This is a genomic window from Bacteroidota bacterium (genome assembly GCA_016721765.1).
Taxonomy (GTDB): Bacteria; Bacteroidota; Bacteroidia; order UBA4408; family UBA4408; genus UBA4408.
Genome location: JADKHO010000002.1, coordinates 368,477 through 388,463, shown reverse-complemented (window position 1 = coordinate 388,463; position 19,987 = coordinate 368,477). Strand labels below are relative to the sequence as shown.

General features: G+C 38.4%; 6 protein-coding genes. 1 reads left to right on the top strand and 5 read right to left on the bottom strand.

The window, feature by feature from the left end:
* Window positions 1-78: 78 nt before the first annotated feature.
* The 5 genes from IPP32_10000 to IPP32_09980 form a co-directional block, all read right to left on the bottom strand.
* Window positions 79-7,548 carry a PKD domain-containing protein gene (locus IPP32_10000; protein MBL0048412.1) on the bottom strand — a complete coding sequence of 2,490 codons (7,470 nt, stop codon included), beginning with the start codon at window positions 7,546-7,548 and terminating at the stop codon, window positions 79-81.
* Window positions 7,549-7,783: 235 nt separating this feature from the next.
* Window positions 7,784-9,238 (bottom strand): O-antigen ligase family protein, encoded by a 1,455-nt coding sequence (locus tag IPP32_09995; protein MBL0048411.1) that lies wholly within the window; start codon window positions 9,236-9,238, stop codon window positions 7,784-7,786.
* A gap of 11 nt (window positions 9,239-9,249) precedes the next feature.
* Complete coding sequence (locus IPP32_09990; GenBank protein ID MBL0048410.1) at window positions 9,250-10,221, bottom strand: hypothetical protein; 972 nt, start codon at window positions 10,219-10,221, stop codon at window positions 9,250-9,252.
* A gap of 6 nt (window positions 10,222-10,227) precedes the next feature.
* On the bottom strand, window positions 10,228-11,241 hold the full coding sequence (locus IPP32_09985; GenBank protein MBL0048409.1) for a hypothetical protein: 1,014 nt from the start codon (window positions 11,239-11,241) through the stop codon (window positions 10,228-10,230).
* Between the two features lie 71 nt (window positions 11,242-11,312).
* Complete coding sequence (locus IPP32_09980) at window positions 11,313-12,755, bottom strand: oligosaccharide flippase family protein (GenBank protein ID MBL0048408.1); 1,443 nt, start codon at window positions 12,753-12,755, stop codon at window positions 11,313-11,315.
* Window positions 12,756-13,039: 284 nt separating this feature from the next.
* Between IPP32_09980 and IPP32_09975 the strand changes: the two genes are divergently transcribed.
* Window positions 13,040-19,978, top strand: a complete 6,939-nt coding sequence (locus IPP32_09975) for a S8 family serine peptidase (protein ID MBL0048407.1) — start codon at window positions 13,040-13,042, stop codon at window positions 19,976-19,978.
* The last annotated feature ends 9 nt before the right edge of the window (window positions 19,979-19,987 follow it).

The window sequence follows — 19,987 nt, the reverse complement described above, 5'->3', positions numbered from 1 at the left end:
TGGCAAATTTTTACGTCACTCTATGTGAGGTTGCAAAAAGTAGCCTAGTATCAATTGACCAAAATTTGCATCAGTCTTTTACCTATAAAGCGTTATAGTTCCCTTGTAATTATGGGTTTTCCCAAATACGTCAGTTATTTTTACTTCGTACACATACACTTCTTCGCGCACTACATATCCGATGTTAAAATAACTTCCATTCCATCCTTCTTTATAATTTGTGGATGCATAAACTAGTTGCCCCATTCGGTTAAAAATATCAATTTGAAATTCTTGTATTCCTTCACCAAAAATTCTAAAAGTTTCATTATTGCCATCCCCATTTGGAGTAAAGGAATTGGGTGCGTAAAATGAAAAATCTTTTTCGATGGTAACCGTTTTTTTAATTGTATCTCTACAGTTATCAGAATTAATAGCAATTAATTGAACCAAATAAACAGCAGTATCTGCAGGATAAAAATAAACCGGGTTTGCTTCATTACTTCCAGATAAGTCATGGTCAAAATCCCATTGCCACTGCGTACCTCCAATAGTTTGATTTACAAAATGAATTTCCGATGTAAAAGTAGTTGCAGGATCAGGATTATAAATAAAATCAGCTACAGGAACGGCATGTACTTCAATAAGATTTGTTTTGATTTCTTCATCAGCACAAGTACTATTAGAAGATGCCTTTAATTTTACAGTGTAAGTACCTGCCACTGCATAACAATGTTTTGGATCTGTATCAGTAGATGTTTGTGTATCGCCAAAATCCCACAAATAACCGGTAATTGGACCATTTTGATTCACAGTTTGATTCGTAAATTGAACGCATAATGGTGCACATCCAACTGTAATATCTTGTGTGAAATCAGTTGTGGGTATCGATTTCACTAAAACCGATTTAGCAGTAGTGTCGGTGCAATTATGGTCGCTTTTTACAGTTAATAAAACTAAACTAGGGCCAGCATTTGCATAAGAATGCGTAGGGTTTTGAATCGGTGAAAATCCTGTTGCGTCACCAAAATCCCAAATATAAGTCATGGTACCAGAACTTATGGTGGAGGTATTTGTAAACTGACCCGGCAATTGCACACAAAAATCAGCTGCTGTAAAATCTGCCACAGGATTAGGGAAAACAATCGCCGACTTGGTTACTGTATCCTTACACAAATTAGTTGTTTCCACAATCAACTGAACTGAATAGCTTCCTGCTGTTGCAAAAACTGTTGTAGGGTTTTGCAAGGTGCTGTTTAATCCTCCCGGCAAGGAAGTCCAGGCATAATTTATTGGATCAATACTAATTGAATTATCCGTAAAAGCACTGGTTGCACCTGAGCAAACATTTGTAAAAGTAAAGTCAGCTTGTGGTTTTGGATAAACGGTAACTTGTTTTATAATGGTATCTGCAAAGCCATAGTTGGAAGTAACAATTAACCTAACATTAAAAGTGCCCGGTGTAGGATAGGTGTAGCTTGGGTTTACAGCAGTTGAATTTGTTCCAGGAAATACCCCAAAGTTCCACTGATATCCAATCAAGGATGAATTAATGTTACAGGGAGCTATGGTACTAATATTGTTAAATACAGTTGGAAACCCTAAGCAAACATTCGATGCATTAAAATCTGAATTCGGTGCCTCACCAACATTTACAATTTGTGTAGTGGAGGAAACACATCCCGAATCGGAAGTGGCAGTAAGCGAAACTGTATAAGTATTACAAGCCAAATAAGCATGAGACACATTAGTAGTGGTTGGAAAATTCCCATCCCCTAAATCCCATACATAGTTTATGGTTTGGTTCGGAAAAATAGTAGAAGAATTGGTGAAAGAAACAACTTGTCCAATCAATGAAGGTGTTAGTGGCGATACACCAAAATTAGTATTTGGCAGCGCATTTACAATTACTGTTTTAGAAATGGAATCGCGACAACCATTCACATCAACAGTTAAGGATACCAAATAACTTTGAGCATTACCGTAAACATAAGTAGGAGAGAAGGCTGAAGAAATTCCGGGAGGCAAATCCCCAAAATTCCACTTCCAAATCGGTGAAAATGGTCCAGATGTAATAGAACTATTTGTGAAGCTCATGGTTTGATTAAAACAAACATTTTGAGCACTAAAGACTGCCGTCGGTCTTGCTGTGTAAACCACGTTTATTGTATCATTACATGTTCCTGCACACTTTTTATCGGCAAAATTGGTGAGCACAAAATTTCCAGCAGCATAGGTGTAAAATACAAATGGAAATGGACCATTGTAATTATTTACAAGGGTATCCGTATTTGTGGTCGAATTACGAATTCTAAAAGTAAATGGACCTTGGCCTAGGCAATTAATCAAAATAGTGTCCTTTTGTCCGGTGCATATTTTTCCTCCTCCGGTCATTGTTGCCGTTGGCAAAGCCCAAATTTTAATTTTTGCATTTCCTAACCCTGTTCCTGTACAGAAGGAATCAGCAACCTGAACGATGTTATAATTCCATGTACCTACTGCACTTACTCCAAGTACAACCGGACTTGTATAGCGCTTAATAGTTACACTGCTTCCTATTCCGGCACTATCATAGGTAATATACCATGGAGCAGCTCCGGTGAGCGTTATGCTTGCATTTTTTGTAGTACCAAAACACGCACTGTCTGTTCCACTTATTGTAGCAGTGGGTAAAGCATGCATAGCAAAATTTGCAGCCCCGCTTCCAAGGCTCGTACAACCATTTTTATCAGTAATGGTTGAATTTAAAAAATAAGTATATGCACCTATTGCAGTTTCATTAATAATAAATGGATTACTCGAAGTTGGTGGATTCACCACTAATGCAGGATTGTTATAATTAAACGTCCATGGTGCTGTACCGGTTAAATTTACTTGAACAGGTGCAGCTGTTCCAAAACAATAATTCGGCTGGGCTATAGACATCACACCACTTGGATTGGGATGAATTACAATTCGCGCAACCCCGTTTCCTGTATTACTACAGTTGTTATTATCAGTAACAGTAAGCACTTTGTAATGCCAAGTCCCTATTGAATTTACCGGAGTTGTATAACTATTGCTTCCCCAACCCGTAACCGGAACAGTATTTCCTGGAGAACTTTCATAAGTAAAATCAAATGGTTGGTCTCCGGTAAAATTAATAGTAACAAATGCGGTGGTACCATCGCATACCGAATCACCTCCAATTACAGTTGCAGTAGGTAAGGAATTAATTTCCACTGGTACTCCACTTGTGCCACTGTTAGAACAATGATGGAAATCTTCCACATGCAAAACATTAAAACCAAAATTAGTAACACTCGAATAATTTAAAACCAAGGTGGATGCAATTTGATTAGCTACCGTTACATTAGATGCACTATTATCTTGGTAAATTAAAGACCAAGGCGAAGTCCCTGTTAATGAAATGGTAACACTTACATTGTTTCCTGCACAGGCAGTTCCGCCGCCGGTTACTGTGGCAGTTGGTAAAACATTTACAACTATTGTAGCCGTACCCGATACCGTTCCAATACAACCCGTTATATCATCTTTTACTTGAACCAAATTATATGTTCCCGCCTTAGATGTCTGAAAAATATAAGGTGATGCAGCAAAACTTACAGTAGTATCAGCACCTGTTGGTCGATGGTATTTTACGGACCATGGTCCTGTTCCATTAACAGAAATTTGAAAGGTGGCAAAACTTCCTGCGCAAATACTATCGTTGCTCAAAAGTGTTAAAGTAGCAGTCGGAATGGCCAATGCAACTATTTTTATGGTGTCTGAAATTGTACTAGTACATCCAAAAGCATCGGTAATTAAATTGGCATAATAAGAGCCGGCCGAAACTGGATTAATTGTTTTTGGATTTGAAGTAATTACAAGTGGAACATTTGAGCTTCCGTTGAACCAATTCATAGTAGTTGGCAAAGCAACGGTGGGGGTAGGCGTAAATGAAAAATTCAAACTGCTTGTACTTCCAGTGCAAATGGTATCGTTTGGTGTTGTAAGGGTTACTGTTGGGGTGAGGTGTTTAACTACAACAGCTGTTCCACTTAATGTGGCAGCACAATAATTATCAGTAGCACTAATTAGATTTAGATTTACACTGTTTTGGGTATAAAAGCTATATGAATTGCCTACCGGTAAAAGTGCCAATGGACCAGAACCGGTGTATTGGTAATGAAATGGACCGGTTCCACTAAAGTTCAAAGTTATTTTTGAAGAATCACCTTGACAAATGCTCGCTTTACTTGCACTTATATTTGCTGTTGGTTGGGTATGAATTACCACAGTTGCCGATCCAGAAGTGGAACCGGCACAATTTACATCATTAATGGATTGCATGCTGTATACGCCGGCAATTCCGGTGGTAAAACTATACACATTGCCCGGACCGGCAAAAGCTTGCGTCACAAGGGTTGCTCCTTGCAAATACTTAATTGTCCAAGGTCCAGCTCCGGTTAATTTAATTCTAATGGTTGCAGTACCACCAGGGCAAATAGTTGTATCCCCTTCAATTGTTGCAGTAGCTGCGCAATTGCAAGCATAGTTTCCGGTAACATTTTCTACGTGGGCACACACACCGTCACTTATTAAAACATTGTATCCTGTTCCTGCATTAATAAGTCCACTTGTATATCTTCTATTATTTGGCGGGCAAGGTACAACAGGGCAAGTAGGTGCCGGGCCGGGCACTGCAGTTAAGCTTGCAGCATCTCCACCCGAAATATCAAACTGAACCGAATATTGGGTCTGTGCTGCATTACATGTGCGTATAATATTACTAACTGCAAGCTCAGGAACCAAGGTTACTGTTGCACTTCCGGAGAAGGTGCCGAAACAACCCGAAGAATCTACAACAGAACAAAAATTATGAACTCCTGCGGTCTTGGTTAGAAAAACAAAAGGGCTCGTAAAAGTGGTGATAGTGGAATCCGGAACACCGTTTAAACAATGTTGAATAGTCCATGGTGCAATACCGGTTAAAGTAACTGTTACACTATAAGTAGATGAACCATCGTTACACAGCTTTTTTACTGCATTGGTAGTTGTAGCAGTTGGTTTTGGATAAACCGATATTTCCACAGTATCAGTAACAGCGCAGCTTCCGGGAGGTGGAGTGCAAGTTACTTTATATTTTTGCTTTTTTACTCCGGGACCATTCCAGACAATATTAAGTGTTGGAGATATGGTATTACCGCCAGCTGTTATTCCATTTGTTCCAGATACTGGTAACCAGGCATACGTATAACCGGGTATTGAACTTACTGATAAATTTCCATTCACACCCGAACATAGCATCACGTCAGCTCCGGCATAAGGCCTTGGATTAACATTTACAGTAACTTGGCTGCTACTGGAACAACCCAACACATCGGTTGCAGTTAAGGTATAATTTGTTGTTGTATTAGGATTCACCATCGGACTTAATGAATTTGCATAATTCTGAATACTTCCGGACGGCGTCCAGCTGTAGGAAATTATTGAATCCGGTTGATTAAAGGAAATGCTCCAATTTAACAATTGCCCAATATCTGAAGAACGGGTGTCTTTTACGATTAACTGCCAGTTCCCATTAATGATTCCATTTAATCCACCAAAAGCTTGCTGTGGTAAAAAAGTCCCATTAAAAGAAGGTGGTGCACCAATTATGGTCTGCGTTGCGGTAGGTGCAAAGCAAGTATTAAAAAAATTATCCTCATCCCCACCTTGTCCTGATGCAAGCGTTATTACACTCCCACTCGGTGACTGCAATTGAATTAATAAATCAAAATCCCAACTATGCGCAATATTCAAGCAAACACTTGCCACACTTGTTGGTGAAAGCACACCTGATATTCCCGTTACGGTTATAGGTGAGCTAATTCCGTTTAAGTCATTATCAGGAATTGTTAGCGGACCACTGCTGCTCCCAAATCCAATAGGATAAGAACTAACAGGCGAAACCAAATTTCCTTTTAAACGCATACTGTCGCCTTGACAAATAGTAGCTGCATTACAAGTAGATGAAAGCACTTGAGGTCCTGCCACCTGCATTAGTTTTGTATCCGAACAGCCATTTGCAGAATAAATTAAGGTATGGTTTCCAAGACCTGCTGCTTGCGGATCAAAAGTGGAACCTGTAATTCCATCACCAGTCCAAATCCCACCAGCAGGCGAAACACCTAATAAAACTTGCGCAGAAGCATCAATACATTTTCGTTCATCCGCTCCGGCCGAGGTTCCTTTATTCCCATTTATCGTTAATGAAAACCCACATTGCACAGGATCCGGAACATCCAAAACCAAATAATAGGTGGTATTAGGACTTAGCGCAGTGCCGGTATTAATTGTGAATCCTGCATTAATATTAGTTGCACTTCCGGAGGCGCAAATCATTGGAGAGGACCAATTAGCAGCAACACACGGAGCACCTATAACCTGAAAAATTCCCGCAATTAATGGAATGTTTGTTCCGGTGCAGGTTGGCAAAAGGTCAATGATAACCGGATCATTGGCTATACTAGTTGAAAAGGTAAAAAATAGGGTTTTATTTAACAATGCAGGACTAGAGCAAGACCAAAGCGCAGCTCCAGGATCCTGCAAAGAATTGCCACTAGAACCACTTGTTGTTCCAATGTAATTTTGACCTTGACACAATGCAATTGCGCCGATGCAATCATCATTTACCGGCACAGCAGCGGCACAAGCCTTATTGCTAAAACAAAGTTTAAAACTGCCCATATTTGAACCGTAGTCATCCACTAAAATATAATACGTTTGTCCAATGCTTAATCCACTTGCATTTGCAGTAATTAAGGATTTTCCAACAGGTGCTTGTGCACATCCAGAAGGCACGCCTGTAAAACTGGCTGCTCCGCATACACCACCTGCAGGTTGCATAAATGCTACCTGAGGTCGTTTTATTCCACCTGGTCCACCACCGGTTATGCTAACTGAAGCACAAGGTGCAATTGCTACAAATTTAAACCATACACCATTTACTGCTCCGGTTAAATCAAAACAAGTTCCTGATTGCGCTGCAGTTTCGGGAGTGGCACCAACAGTACTAAATGCATCTGAAGCCGAACAAAAATCAGGTGTGGGAAGTGATATGGCATTGCAAGCAAGATCATTTACAGGTTGAATGGGGGAGGTGATAGTGAGTGAAAAGGTTCCAACATTATTTAAGTTCCCGTCCACAATAACATAATAGCAAGTTCCTACACTGAGTGAAGTATTACTAATGGTTGCATTTATATTGTTTGAATTTCCGCAAGCTAATTGGGTAAACGGTCCGGCACATGAGGTTGCTGAATATAAAGCAACCATACTCTTTACGATTGAAGCACCGTTGGCTTTAATGGTTACAGTTGGACTGGAAGCAATAAAAGTAAACCAAAAATAATTTTTTGCCCCTCCTCCAAAACAAGTTGGATTAGGAGTTGCACTTACAAAACCGGTATTGTTAAAAGGCCCGGCAGTGCCATTACTGGAAACTAAAACAGCAGTGCAAGGTGCATCACCGGCAGCCGCTTTAGCTGTCGATTGAGAAATAAGAATTATGGCAGTAATATATACTAAGAGACTTCTAACGTTCACAGGTATATGGGCTATGTAGAATTAATTTTAGTTTTGGTTATACAATTCTCAAATTTAATCAAATAATAAAAACCAAACAGTTTTAATTCGATGACTTTTTTAACAATGAATGTCTGAAAAGAAGCATATAGCTCCCTATTTCAAAACTTTTATAAAGTAGTAAATAAATGATGCTAATAAATTGGCGTTCGAGAAATAACGGAAATGTTGTGATTTAGCCTTACTGGAAGTAATCTTAATTTTGCTCTTGTGGAACGGTATTGGTTTTTTTTTGAAGACCATTGGAATGATAAATATCGATTGCCACAATTGCTGCTACAAAGGCCCAAAAAGGTACTGCAGCTTTATCTTGATCTAAAAAATTATTTAATATGCCATGTACAAAATAAGTTACCAAACCTAAAAAGAAAACTAGCACAAGCACCCGTGATTGCTTATTTTTCAATCGATTGTATAGTTTTAGCGAGGTAACAATAACGCAAACAAAAACGGCAATTATAGACAGCATTCCAAATAGACCTTGTTCTGCTAATGGCCCAATATATTCACTATGTGCATTTCCATTGTCGCCATTATTCGTACTAATGATGGTTTTTTCGTATGAAAACTGATAAGGTGCGTACTTAAACATATAAGTACCTGGACCAAATCCAAAAACCGGTCGATCCTCAAACATGCGAATGGCACAACTCCAGCGATTTACTCTTTCGAGATTCGAAGCATCTGACGAAATATTAGAAATAGATTGAACATGCTCTGTTAAATTATTGGAAGAGTCTTGCCGATTCTTCTCAAGCTTCATGAAAATTTGCTCTTGAAAGGTGAGAAACAAAACGATTAAGGTAATTGCAGTCAATAAAAAAGTGCGAAATTTTATTCGGAGAATAACAACCAAATAAACGCATGCGGCAGCAGCCAAACTTACCCAGGCGGCTCTTGTATAAGAAAAAATAAGCCCAACTGCGAAAACACCTAGAAAAAGAATTGCCACCGATTTTGCAAATGGTCCGGTTTTTATGCCAGTTGCCAATCCAATCACCACCGGAAAAAACAAAGCAATGAGCGCACCATACACAGTATGATCAGCATAAAATGGACCCATTACCCAATGCGCAGAATCTTCATCAAATCCATGTTGACTATGCATAATAACAGTATAAATAATTACTGCTGTCATCGGAATCACCGATAGCCAAATTAATTTTAGGATATTGTCTTTATTCTTAAATAATTGTACGCCTAAAAAATAGAACGTACTAATAAACCATAATCGAGCTAATAAAAACTTAAAAGAAACGAGTGGGAGGGAACTTGTAAAACAGGTAATAAGCAACCAAGTAAGATTTATAATGATTGCTATTGTTATGGGGTGACTTAAAATTTTTCGTTCAATTTTTCCTTCGTAAAGCAAACGTACAACGAATAAAAGAAGTATTCCAAACATGAGCGGTTCGGTGGGCAAACTAAAAGCTATTTGGAAATCAGGATTTTTATATTCAATTGCCAGGGGAGTGGCAAATAATATAAAGAGCATCAATTTATCTAATGCATAAATATACAGCAATACAAGAAACGCCGCAAAAGGGATGGCCAATATCCAGTATTGTTCTTTTGCTATAAATACCGCTGCTAGTGCAATATAGAGAAAACTCCAAAAATAGAGCCAGCGAATATTTAGTTTATCCAACACTTTAATAAAACTTATTTTACCGAAACTTCAGTAAACGAATTTTTCCTGTCGATATACCCAATTACAATAAGGGCAAAGAAAAGTGCCGAAACAGAAGTGATTAATACAATTAACCATCGTACCGGAGAAGATTTTTTGGTAGCAGGAATGGGTTTGGAAACCACATTGGTATAAGTGAGTTCCTTTTTCAGATCGGTGGACACCATTTTAAATTCTTCCAACTTTTTGAAATAAAATTCCTTGGTTGAATTAATTCTGTTCTTTAATGTTAAGTAGTCACCACCCTTTTCTTGAAAATTACGCATCAATTTAACCGCTTCCACATTTTTTAATTTTTCAGGATCGCTAGATGCACCTGCAACTTTTAAATATCCTTTTGTAACTTCTTTAACTTGAGCATCAAATTCCACTACACCGTAATCCGTGCGAAGTATCTTAATTAAATCTTCCATTGAATCAATTTCATGCTTAATATCATTCACTTGGCGTGTATACATCACAATAAGTTCTCCAGAACTTTTTCTTTGAAGATTACGTGCAAGCAGGTTAGCCTGATTAATGATTTCATTTGCAATCACACAAGCTGTATCAGGATCAGTATCTAAAACTTTTATTTCTGCAGATTCGAGATCCGTATTATTGATTGAAATATTTTCATTCCATTCATCCAATAAATAGGACTTACCTAAGGCTGATTTTGTTTCAATATTATAATGTTCAGCCAAATGTAATTTGGAAATAACACTATCTCTCACAACTGCTGAGCGCATAAGCTGCAATAATTGTTCGGTGGTGGATTCTTCACCATAAGGTAATAAATTTATGGGGTATGCTAAAGCAACTGATTTATATTTTGGCTTAATAAATAAACTGCTGGACCCAACACTAGAAGCTGCTACTGCAATAATTAACACAACTAAAAGCTGCATCTTCCACTTCCAAATTAATTGCAACATATTTGAGCTATTGAATTCTTGTGCCATTGTGATTTATTTTATTTGATAATAATTTTCGTAGCCAATAATGAAAAGCAAGGCAAACAACAAACTAGATATAACGCTTGCCATAATTACAAGCCAGCGAATTGGATACGATTTTTTTTCGGCCTTGTACCCTTTGTTAATTACAAATTTTGCCGCAATATTTTTTTCAGCGTCTACTTTTGCTTCCTGATATTTTGCTTTAACCAAATTTAATTGTTCACGCAACAATTCCACATAATTGCCCATGGATAAATAGGCACCGCCGTATTCCGATAATATTTTGATTTTATCCTCTAATTGTTTTACGCCTGCATTATTTCCTTTAGCAAGCGCCGTGGCATACTGCTCATTAAAAGCTGCTGATTGGCTCTCATAATCATTAATTCCCATTCTGCGCAAGGTTTTGAGTGAATCTTCAATGTCCCTGATTTCTTGCCTCAGTCCATTGTACTCACCTTCCACTATACGCAATCCCATCATAGCGCGCTCATGTTGTACCTTGTTTTTAATAGTATCTAATAAACTCGAAATGGTATTGGCAATATCGCAGGCGGTTTGAGGATTCTTGTCAAGCACCTCAATTTTTACCGACATTAATTCTGTTCTTCTAAAACTAATGTTTTCGTCATACTCATCGTATAATTTTGTTAACTTATATTTTTCTGTAGGGCTTATTTCATAATGATTCAAGAGGTCGAATTGGGTACAAATACGATCCCGAATTTCATCCGAATTTAAAATTTGAAGTAATTGCTCAGCCTCAGCTTCTTCCCCAAACTTTAAAATATCATCTTTTTCTTGAGGGTTTAAAATAAGGAGCGATTTGGAAATAGATGCGGTACTTGCTGGAAATAAAACAACCGTTGATTTAAATTTAGGTTCTAATATAAAAAAGGCAACAATTGCCGATACTACAAATGCTGCAACTGCTACGATCAACAATTGCTTTTTCCATTTTAATATCAGTGCTATCAGATTGGAAGAGTTAAATTCTCTTTGTCCGTTTGAGGTTTCCTGCATAATCTTTAAAAAGATTGGGCGGCAAAAATAGAAAAAATATTGAATTAAGGAGCGAATTAATACTCGAGCACTTATTCATATTTAATAATTCGATACATCGATCGCACGCTTATGATTCGGATAACAAATGCCCATAAAAAGGAGAGCGATACCATTATCATAAATTGGGATTGCCAAGCCATATTTGGTAAACTTTTTGAAATCACACAAATTACAACTACCCCAATCACAAAAACCGCAAGGGTAATAAGGAAGCGGTAGTTTACCTTAAATTTAAATACACGCTGCGCAATCAATACTTGAAACATTGCCGTTGAGAACTGGGTAACCAAACTTGAAATTGCCGACCCGGTTGCTTTATACTGCGGTATAAGTATTAAATTTAAAGTAATGTTTAGGAACATGCCTATGCTGGCCATCGTATTTAATTCTTTCAAATTTCCATTAGCAGTCAAGAGTGTACCAAATACATAGGTTGTTGAAATAGCAATAAAGCAAGTCATGAGGTAACCAAACACACGAGCCGATTCATCTACATGTTTTTGATACATCATTCCAATTAATTCATGGCTGTAAAAGAACGAGCCCAAAGCAACAATTACCGACAAAGTTACCAATAATGAAAAAGCTAATTTAACGAGCTCATCTAAATCATGTTTGAGTTTAATCATGCGCGCAAAAATGGGTAAGAGCAATCCTGCAAACAAATACGCAATCATATTTGCCGCATCTAAAAGTCGATAAGCGGATGCGTAAATGGAAGATTGCTCGGCACCATCTACTAAAAGGCGCTCTAACATTACCGTATCAATTCGATTGTAAAATGCCATTAACAAAACCAAAATAGCATATGGATAGCTCTTTTTTAAGATCACCAAAAAAAAGGCCTTGCTCCAATTTAAGCGTTTTAACTTTGATTTTCGTATCACAATGATTAGGGTAATCACAGCAGTTAAAAAATAGGCAAATGATTGTGCGTAAACATACCACTCAATTTGAAATGGTGCATGAGTAACATTCCCCCAAAGCAATATTGCACATATCGTTATCATTATTAAACGATCCAAAACCGAAACAAAACTATCGGTCTTAAATAAATGCAATCCGGCAATGTTGCTGCGTAAATAAAGTATAAATGAAATTAGAAATTGATTAAAGCCCAGCAGAAATAAAATAAAGAGCTGGCTTACCGAATAACCAATAATCAGACCTACAGAAAGGGTTATTATAAAATAAATAATCCCCAACAATAGCCGCAAGGAAAGGATGCTCGATACATGTTTGGTGAGGAGGTGGTTATTTTGAGCTATGTTTTTATTGTTAAAATTGGTGATGCCAAGATCTAATAAAATATTTAGCAAAAAGGTAAAGTTGAATAAAGCATAGTAAGTACCAAACACTTCTGCACTCACTGCATTTTGAACAGAGCGGTCTATTCCTAAAATCCAAAATGGCTTAATCAAAAGATTAAGAAATAACAGAAGCGCTAAATTGGTTATAAACTTTCTTTGCATTTTTTTAACAGGGGTGCAAAAGTAATTAAATCTTCACGGTTTTTGACATTTTATGAATGGGGCGCTTAAAATGCGGTTTTGAAGACGTATTTTTTGAATTGGGAGAACCGTAATTGGCGGAGTGATTTTGAATTTGTCGATAAAAATCTACTTTCGGTAGTTGTATTTCACCCCTACAAGGCAAAAAAAAAGGTATAAAAAATTGGGAGTGTCAATTTAAATTGTAATTTGGTCAAATTATTTGCTTTACTCATTTTTTATTAACAATCTAAACCGCCTTAAAAATGAAGAACAATCTACCTGTTGTCTCTACGGGATTTGCTTTCTTAAATTCTGTATCAAGCGCTCCAGTCAAAATTATTACTGCAGCCTTATTGCTTCTCCAAATTTTTCGACCAATGCCAATTCTTGCACAGCAACTTCAAATGTCCGATTTTGTTGTATTTTCGGGTAATGCAGGAAGTTCTGGCTGTACCTCGGCCAGTGCACCCGGTGCAGGCGTACAAATTGGATGTAATTCCTCCATTAATGGAGGAGCTGTTGGAAGCTTAAAATTAATTCAAACAACCGGTCCTGCTACCATTAGTGGTAATTTAAACAGTAAGGAAACGGTGGATTTGGCAGCGAATGTCGTCGTTACAGGTAAAATTACCGTTGCAAACTCAGCTAACACGAATAGCGCAGTGCTTACTGTAGCATCGGGCGCTACACTTGGAGGAAATATTGATGTGAAAGGAAATACCACTGTTGTAAGTGGAAACATTTATGGAAAAGTTACCCACCCCAGCGGAACAAGCTATTCTGGCCCAACTCCAGCTGGTGGTAATATTGTTGGAACACCGACTTTACCCGTTTTTCCTGCTTTACCGGCAATTAACTCCTTTTCATCCTGCTTAACACTACCGGATATTAATACCACTAAAAGTATTGTTCCCGGAAAGTATGACGATGTAAAATTACCCGGTTCTAAAACATTAACCTTTAGTGGAACAGGTGATTATATATTTGATAAAATAGACAATGTGGGCATTAATACTTTTGTATTTGATTTTAAAAATAGTACTTCCGGAACAATTCGTTTGCTTGTTCACAATGATGTAAACCTCGATAAAATTAGGGTTAGTATTATCAATGGAGGCAGTGCTTCACGTATATATACTGAAGTACACGGTAATGGAAGTAGTTCCTCCAATGGAACGTATGCATTTTTAATCGCAAATGGTTCTACCGGTGCGGCAAATTCGAGCTGGGCAGGAACAGTTTGGGCTCCCTATGCGGCAATTAAAATAGGGTCTCTATCCGGTGGTACTGATATTAATGGTTCCTTGTGGAGTGGTACTCAGGTAAATATCCGATGCGGTGTTACAGTTACTGCTGCCGGTTCAAGCGTGCCAACTTGCAGTACTCCTAATGTTAATGCGGGTCTTGATAAGCAATTAACATGCACCGCAGCCACTGTTCAACTAAATGGTTCATCCTCTACATCTGGCGTAAGCTATAACTGGACTGCCTCAAATGGCGGAAATATTGTATCGGGTGCAAATACCCCAACACCAACGGTTAATGCTACCGGTAGCTACACCTTAACAGTTACCACTTCTGTTGGCGCATGCTCAGCATCCGATGTTGCACAAGTATCATTTAATGGTATTGTCCCAAATGCTAATGCGGGCGCAGATAAACAAATTACTTGTAATTCTTCAACTGTTCAACTAAATGGTTCTTCAAGCACATCAGGCGTGAGTTATGCATGGTTAGCAAGCAATGGGGGGTATATTGTTTCCGGTGCCAATACCGCTACACCTACCGTTAATGCTGCCGGAACCTATACCCTTACTGTTACAGCCACTTCTGGATGTACAAAAACTGATGTTGCGCTTGTAACTCTTAATAATACTAACCCAAATGCGAATGCAGGTGCGGATAAAGTGCTTACATGCAGTCCTTCAACAATTCAATTAAGTGGATCTTCTTCTTCTTCAGGCGTGAGTTATAATTGGATAGCCAGTAATGGTGGCGCTATCGTTTCAGGTGCGAATACCCTTACTCCGTTAGTTAGCGCAGCAGGTACTTATACGTTAAGAGTTACTTCCACATCCAGCGGGTGCAGTGCTACTGATGCAACAGTCGTAACTTTTAATGGTACGCTACCAAATGCAAATGCGGGTGCCGATAAACTTTTAACCTGCTCAATTACATCCGTTCAATTAGCCGGTTCAACTTCAAGCACAGCAGTTAGTTACAGCTGGGTTGCTAGTAATGGTGGGAATATTTTATCGGGTGCTAATACACTTTCACCATCAGTAAATGCAGCAGGTACCTATACTTTAACTGTTACAAAAACGGCCACCGGATGTACAAAAAGTGATGTAGCAATTGTAACACTTAATAATACAGCACCAAATGTAAATGCTGGTGCAGATGCAGCAATCAGTTGCACCAATCCAACAGCCACTTTAATTGGCAGTTCTTCCACATCAGGAGTTCAGTTTAATTGGAATCCGGGCAATAATGGAAGTATTGTTTCAGGTGCAAATCAAAACCAGGTTTTAGTAAATGGGACGGGTGTTTATACCTTAACTGTTACAAATACCTCAAACGGTTGCACTGCCAGTGATGTAGCTGAAGTTAAAGACGGTTGTATCTTATTGTATTATCCGGAAGATACAGTTGGAAAGGTGGACAATAATATTGGCTCGGAATTGAATTCCCTCTTTAAGAATTTTAAACCCTATGCTGCGGATACCACACAAAATATTTTTAGAATTGATAAGGACCATGTTTGGATTGAAGTGGTTGCAAGAGGTTTTGCTAAGCGTGATAGTCTTGTAGACATTCTGATGTCGCCAGCTTATGGTTTAGTTGATACGATAGATAACGGGAGTTCATTAATTATTTCAGGAAAATTCCCAATTGTTAATCTGGATAAAATTGATGCTTTGCCAAGAAGATTGGTGGATTATGCCCGTCCACTATATGCTCCAATTGTTTCAGGTTATGGCGTTGCTTTAAGTAAGGGAGATAGCGTGCTTAGAGCTGATTTAACTCGAAAAGGATTTGACCTTTCAGGTAATGGAATAAAAGTGGGCGTTATTTCAGATAGTTACAATAAGTTAGGGTATGCTGATCAAGATGTTTCTAATGGCGACTTGCCGGGATCTGCCAATCCGGATGGCGATTTAACCGACGTTACCATTTTGCAAGAAGGTGCATTTGAAGGAGTTGATGAAGGGAGAGCCATGGCACAAATTATACATGATATTGCTCCAAAAGCTGAATTAGCTTTTAGAACCGGCTTTAATGATGCCAACGATTTTGCGAATGGGATACTTGATTTACAGCAATCCGGTTGTAAAGTTATTGTGGATGATGTAACGTATATTACGGAACCATTTTTAGCCGATGGAATAGTTGCCCAAGCAGTTGATTATGTTGCTTCTCAAGGGGTTTCCTACTTTACGGCTGCCGGAAACTTTGCCGGAAATTCTTATCAAAGTACATTTGCAGCTACTGCGGCACCAGCAGGCTTTACAGGTACGGCTCATAATTTCTCAGGTGGAGATATTTTTCAAAAAGTATCCTTTAAAAAGGGTGACTATACTATCGTTTTACAATGGGAAGATGCCATTTATTCATTAGGTGGAAATGCAGGCGCAGCCAATGACTTAGATATTTATTTAACGGATGATGTTGGAAATGTTATTGTAGGGTACAATATCAATAATTTAAACCGAGATCCAATCGAAGTATTGCCGGTATCGGTGAAGACTGCAAGTGCTACCGCCAATATTATGATTTTGCGCGCTGCCGGATCAGCTCCTGTTAAGTTTAAATATATTGTTTTTAGAGGCGATATGTCAATTGAAGAGCATTGGGTAAGCTCATCAACAATAGTTGGCCAATCCAATGCAAATGGAGCAATTACTGTAGGTGCAGTGCGTTATAATAATAGTACAACTACCGAAGATTTCTCCTCATTAGGCGGAACAACTGTGAACGGGACCACTCGCAATAAACCGGATATTTCGGCTTCCGACGGAGTGAACACAACAGTTGATTTCTTTAATTTAAATGTGGAAGGCGACAAATATCCAAATTTCTTTGGAACCAGTGCTGCTGCACCCCATGCTGCAGGTATTGCTGCACTTGTATTGGAAGCAAAATCAAAATATTACAGCCAAACAGTGAATGCAGTTGATATGAAAAACTTATTGAAATCAACTGCAAAGGATGTTGGTCCAACAGGTTTTGATTTTAGTTCAGGTGCCGGATTAGTGCAAGCTGATGCCGCCATTAAAACATTTGCTAAACCTAAGCCTGCAATTACTAGTTTAGTTGTTCCTGTCGGTGTTATTCCCGGAGCACAAACTTTTACAGTAGCAATAATTGGTGAAAATTTGGATGCACAATCTAAAATTTCATTTAAAGGTGCGTTATTAAATACAGTGCTAGTAAATGCAACGCAAGTAAGTGCAACTGTTCCTGTTTTTGCTGGAAATCCGCCTATAACTGTTTTCAATCCTGCTACTGTGCCAAATTTAAACGATGGTGGATATTCAAATGAACTATTCTTTAAGCCAAAGAAAAAAGTTGTGATAACACCAAACGATATCACCAAACGATACGGCGAAAAACTTCCGGCCTTTACAGCAACTATTACTGTTGATGGACAACCATTAGCTTCAACCGGGCTAACAGCAGCCGATTTAAAATTGAATAATTTAGTATTTACCACGAGTGCAACGAATTCAAGCGATGCTTCTGTTATCCCTTATAAAATTACAGTTAGCAATGCAACTCCATTAAATCTTGCATTAGCAGTTGATTCTACACTTTTCGCAAATTATTCTTTTAACTACGATAATTTCGGAACCATAAAAATAGATAGACTCCCACTCAAAATAAAATCGAAAGATACTACATTGGTATACGGACAAAAAATTGACGGACAAGGCTTAAAATATACTTATACCTATGATAATTCAAATATTGATCCTGCTGATCGTGCTGCATTTTTTACAGCACTTACAACAGAACATGCTTCAACTATTACCGATGCAGTTGCTCTTGTAGACCAACGTATTGCTAATGGCTTAGGACGAGTTATAACCAATTCCGATTTAGTTAACTTAAGCGTTATGGCAAGCGGTAGAGTAATCACCAATGGACGTGTAATCACCAATGGCCCTAGCTCTACAAATATAGTTGACATTGCGCCGCAGTCGATTTTTGATTACCTGGATCACCCCGACACTTCTATTTTAATTAGTGGTTTTTCCGGTGTAAATTCAAGAAGCATATTAAGTGGACGAGTTATTACCAACGGACTAGGACGTGTCATTACCAATGGCTTGGGAAGAGTTATCACCAATGGCCTAGGACGCGTAATTACCAATTCAGATCCTGCCACCGGGGGTAGTGCAACAAGTAATAGCAACCTCGCTGTAATAATTGACTCAACAGATGTGTATGATACTACAGGTACTGCAATTACAACAATTAAGTCTATCAACTTAATTACCGGCACAACTGTAGGAACTTGGTCCATGGTGCCGGGAGCATTGCTTTCCGAAAATTTTGATATTTCTTATGAAACCGGAACATTAATAATCACCAAAGCAACGCTTACTATCACCGCCGATAATAAATCGAAATTTTATGGAAGTGCTAATCCAACGCTTACAGCATCTTACAGTGGTTTTGTTAATGGCGATGATGTTTCGGTGATGCAAACGCTTCCAGTAATTACAACTACTGCCACGAGTACTTCACCTGCCGGAACTTACCTCATAAAAGTAAATTCAGGAACCGGTTCGGCAGCAAACTATACTATTGACCGAGTGAATGGTACTTTAACAATTAAGAAGGCTATCTTAACAGTAACTGCCGATAATGCTTCAAGAACTTATGGCGCTCCCAATCCTGCGTTTACTTTTAATTATGCAGGTTTTGTGAATGGCGAAGGTGCTGGTGCTTTAACCACATTGCCTCTAGCAAGTACAACTGCCACAGTACTTTCATCGGTTGGTAATTATTCCATTAAAGTAAGCGGAGGAGCTGCTCTTAATTATACCTTTTCCTATGTAAGTGGTGTATTAACTATTGGTAAAGCAAGCCTTACAGCAAGTGCTGATAATAAAAGCAAAACCTATGGTAGCGCCAATCCTGCATTCACAATTAGTTATTCAGGTTTCCTCAACGGAGATGGGGTTTCAGCTATTAATGCTCCATCAGCTAGTAGCACTGCAACCAAATTGTCGCCGGTTGGTAATTATCCAATTAATTTGAGTGGTGGTTCTGCAACAAATTATACCATTATTAAGGCAGGTGGAATTTTAAGTGTTACACCAACTACTTTAACTGTTATGGCCGATAATAAAACAATTAGTGTCGGAGCTGCATTACCAGTATTTACTTATTCCATAATTGGTTTTGTAACTGGTGGTGCAAATACGATTGCATCGGGGCCACAGTTTGCAGTTAGTCCTGCATACAGCGGTGCGGTAGGTACTTATGCAATAAACCCATCTGCTTTGGTACTCAACCAAGCTGCAAATTATGCTATAACTTATGTTCCGGGTGTATTAACTGTTACCACATTATCTGCTTCAGCTAAAAAGATTGAAGTTGAACTGGAATGCGTAGATACATTAATTAACGACCAATCCGGATTTGCTTATGTTGCACGCTTTGAATACGAAAACGAAAATTGTTATGCCGTTACTATTCCAATCGGAAGCGACAATTCGCTAACAGGTACGTATAGCGGTGCGCAGCCAACTACATTTTTACCCGGCGAAAATCATTTTACAATTAAATTTAATGGTAATTTACTTACTTGGGTAGTCAAAAGTTATGAAGGCGGCATCAAGAAAACGTCGAGTGCGAGCGCCACAAAGAATTCTAAGAGTTGTCATTGTTCATCTTCTCGTACCCTTGCCAATAACCTTTTGGCAGATGGTGAAGTAGAAAAAACTAACTATTCATTATTTCCAAATCCTGCAAGCGATAGAGTGTATATTAATGCCGATGTAGATTTTGAAAGCGGAACAAGTCTCTTGATTTATGATATGTTGGGCAACGAACACCAAGTAAATTACAAGTTGAATGCGGGCACTAAAAAAGCCGAAATCAACATAGCAAATTTGGCAAAGGGAATTTATTTTGTGAAAATTAATTCAGCGCAAAAGCAGCCACTACTTCGTTTTGTAAAAAGCGAATAATACATAAAC

Excerpts from the sequence above, each read along its gene's own strand:
- IPP32_09975 (MBL0048407.1), top strand. The coding sequence starts at position 13,040 with ATGAAGAACAATCTACCTGTTGTCTCTACGGGATTTGCTTTCTTAAAT.
- IPP32_09985 (MBL0048409.1), bottom strand. The coding sequence starts at position 11,241 with ATGCAGGAAACCTCAAACGGACAAAGAGAATTTAACTCTTCCAATCTG.
- IPP32_09980 (MBL0048408.1), bottom strand. The coding sequence starts at position 12,755 with ATGCAAAGAAAGTTTATAACCAATTTAGCGCTTCTGTTATTTCTTAAT.
- IPP32_09990 (MBL0048410.1), bottom strand. The coding sequence starts at position 10,221 with ATGGCACAAGAATTCAATAGCTCAAATATGTTGCAATTAATTTGGAAG.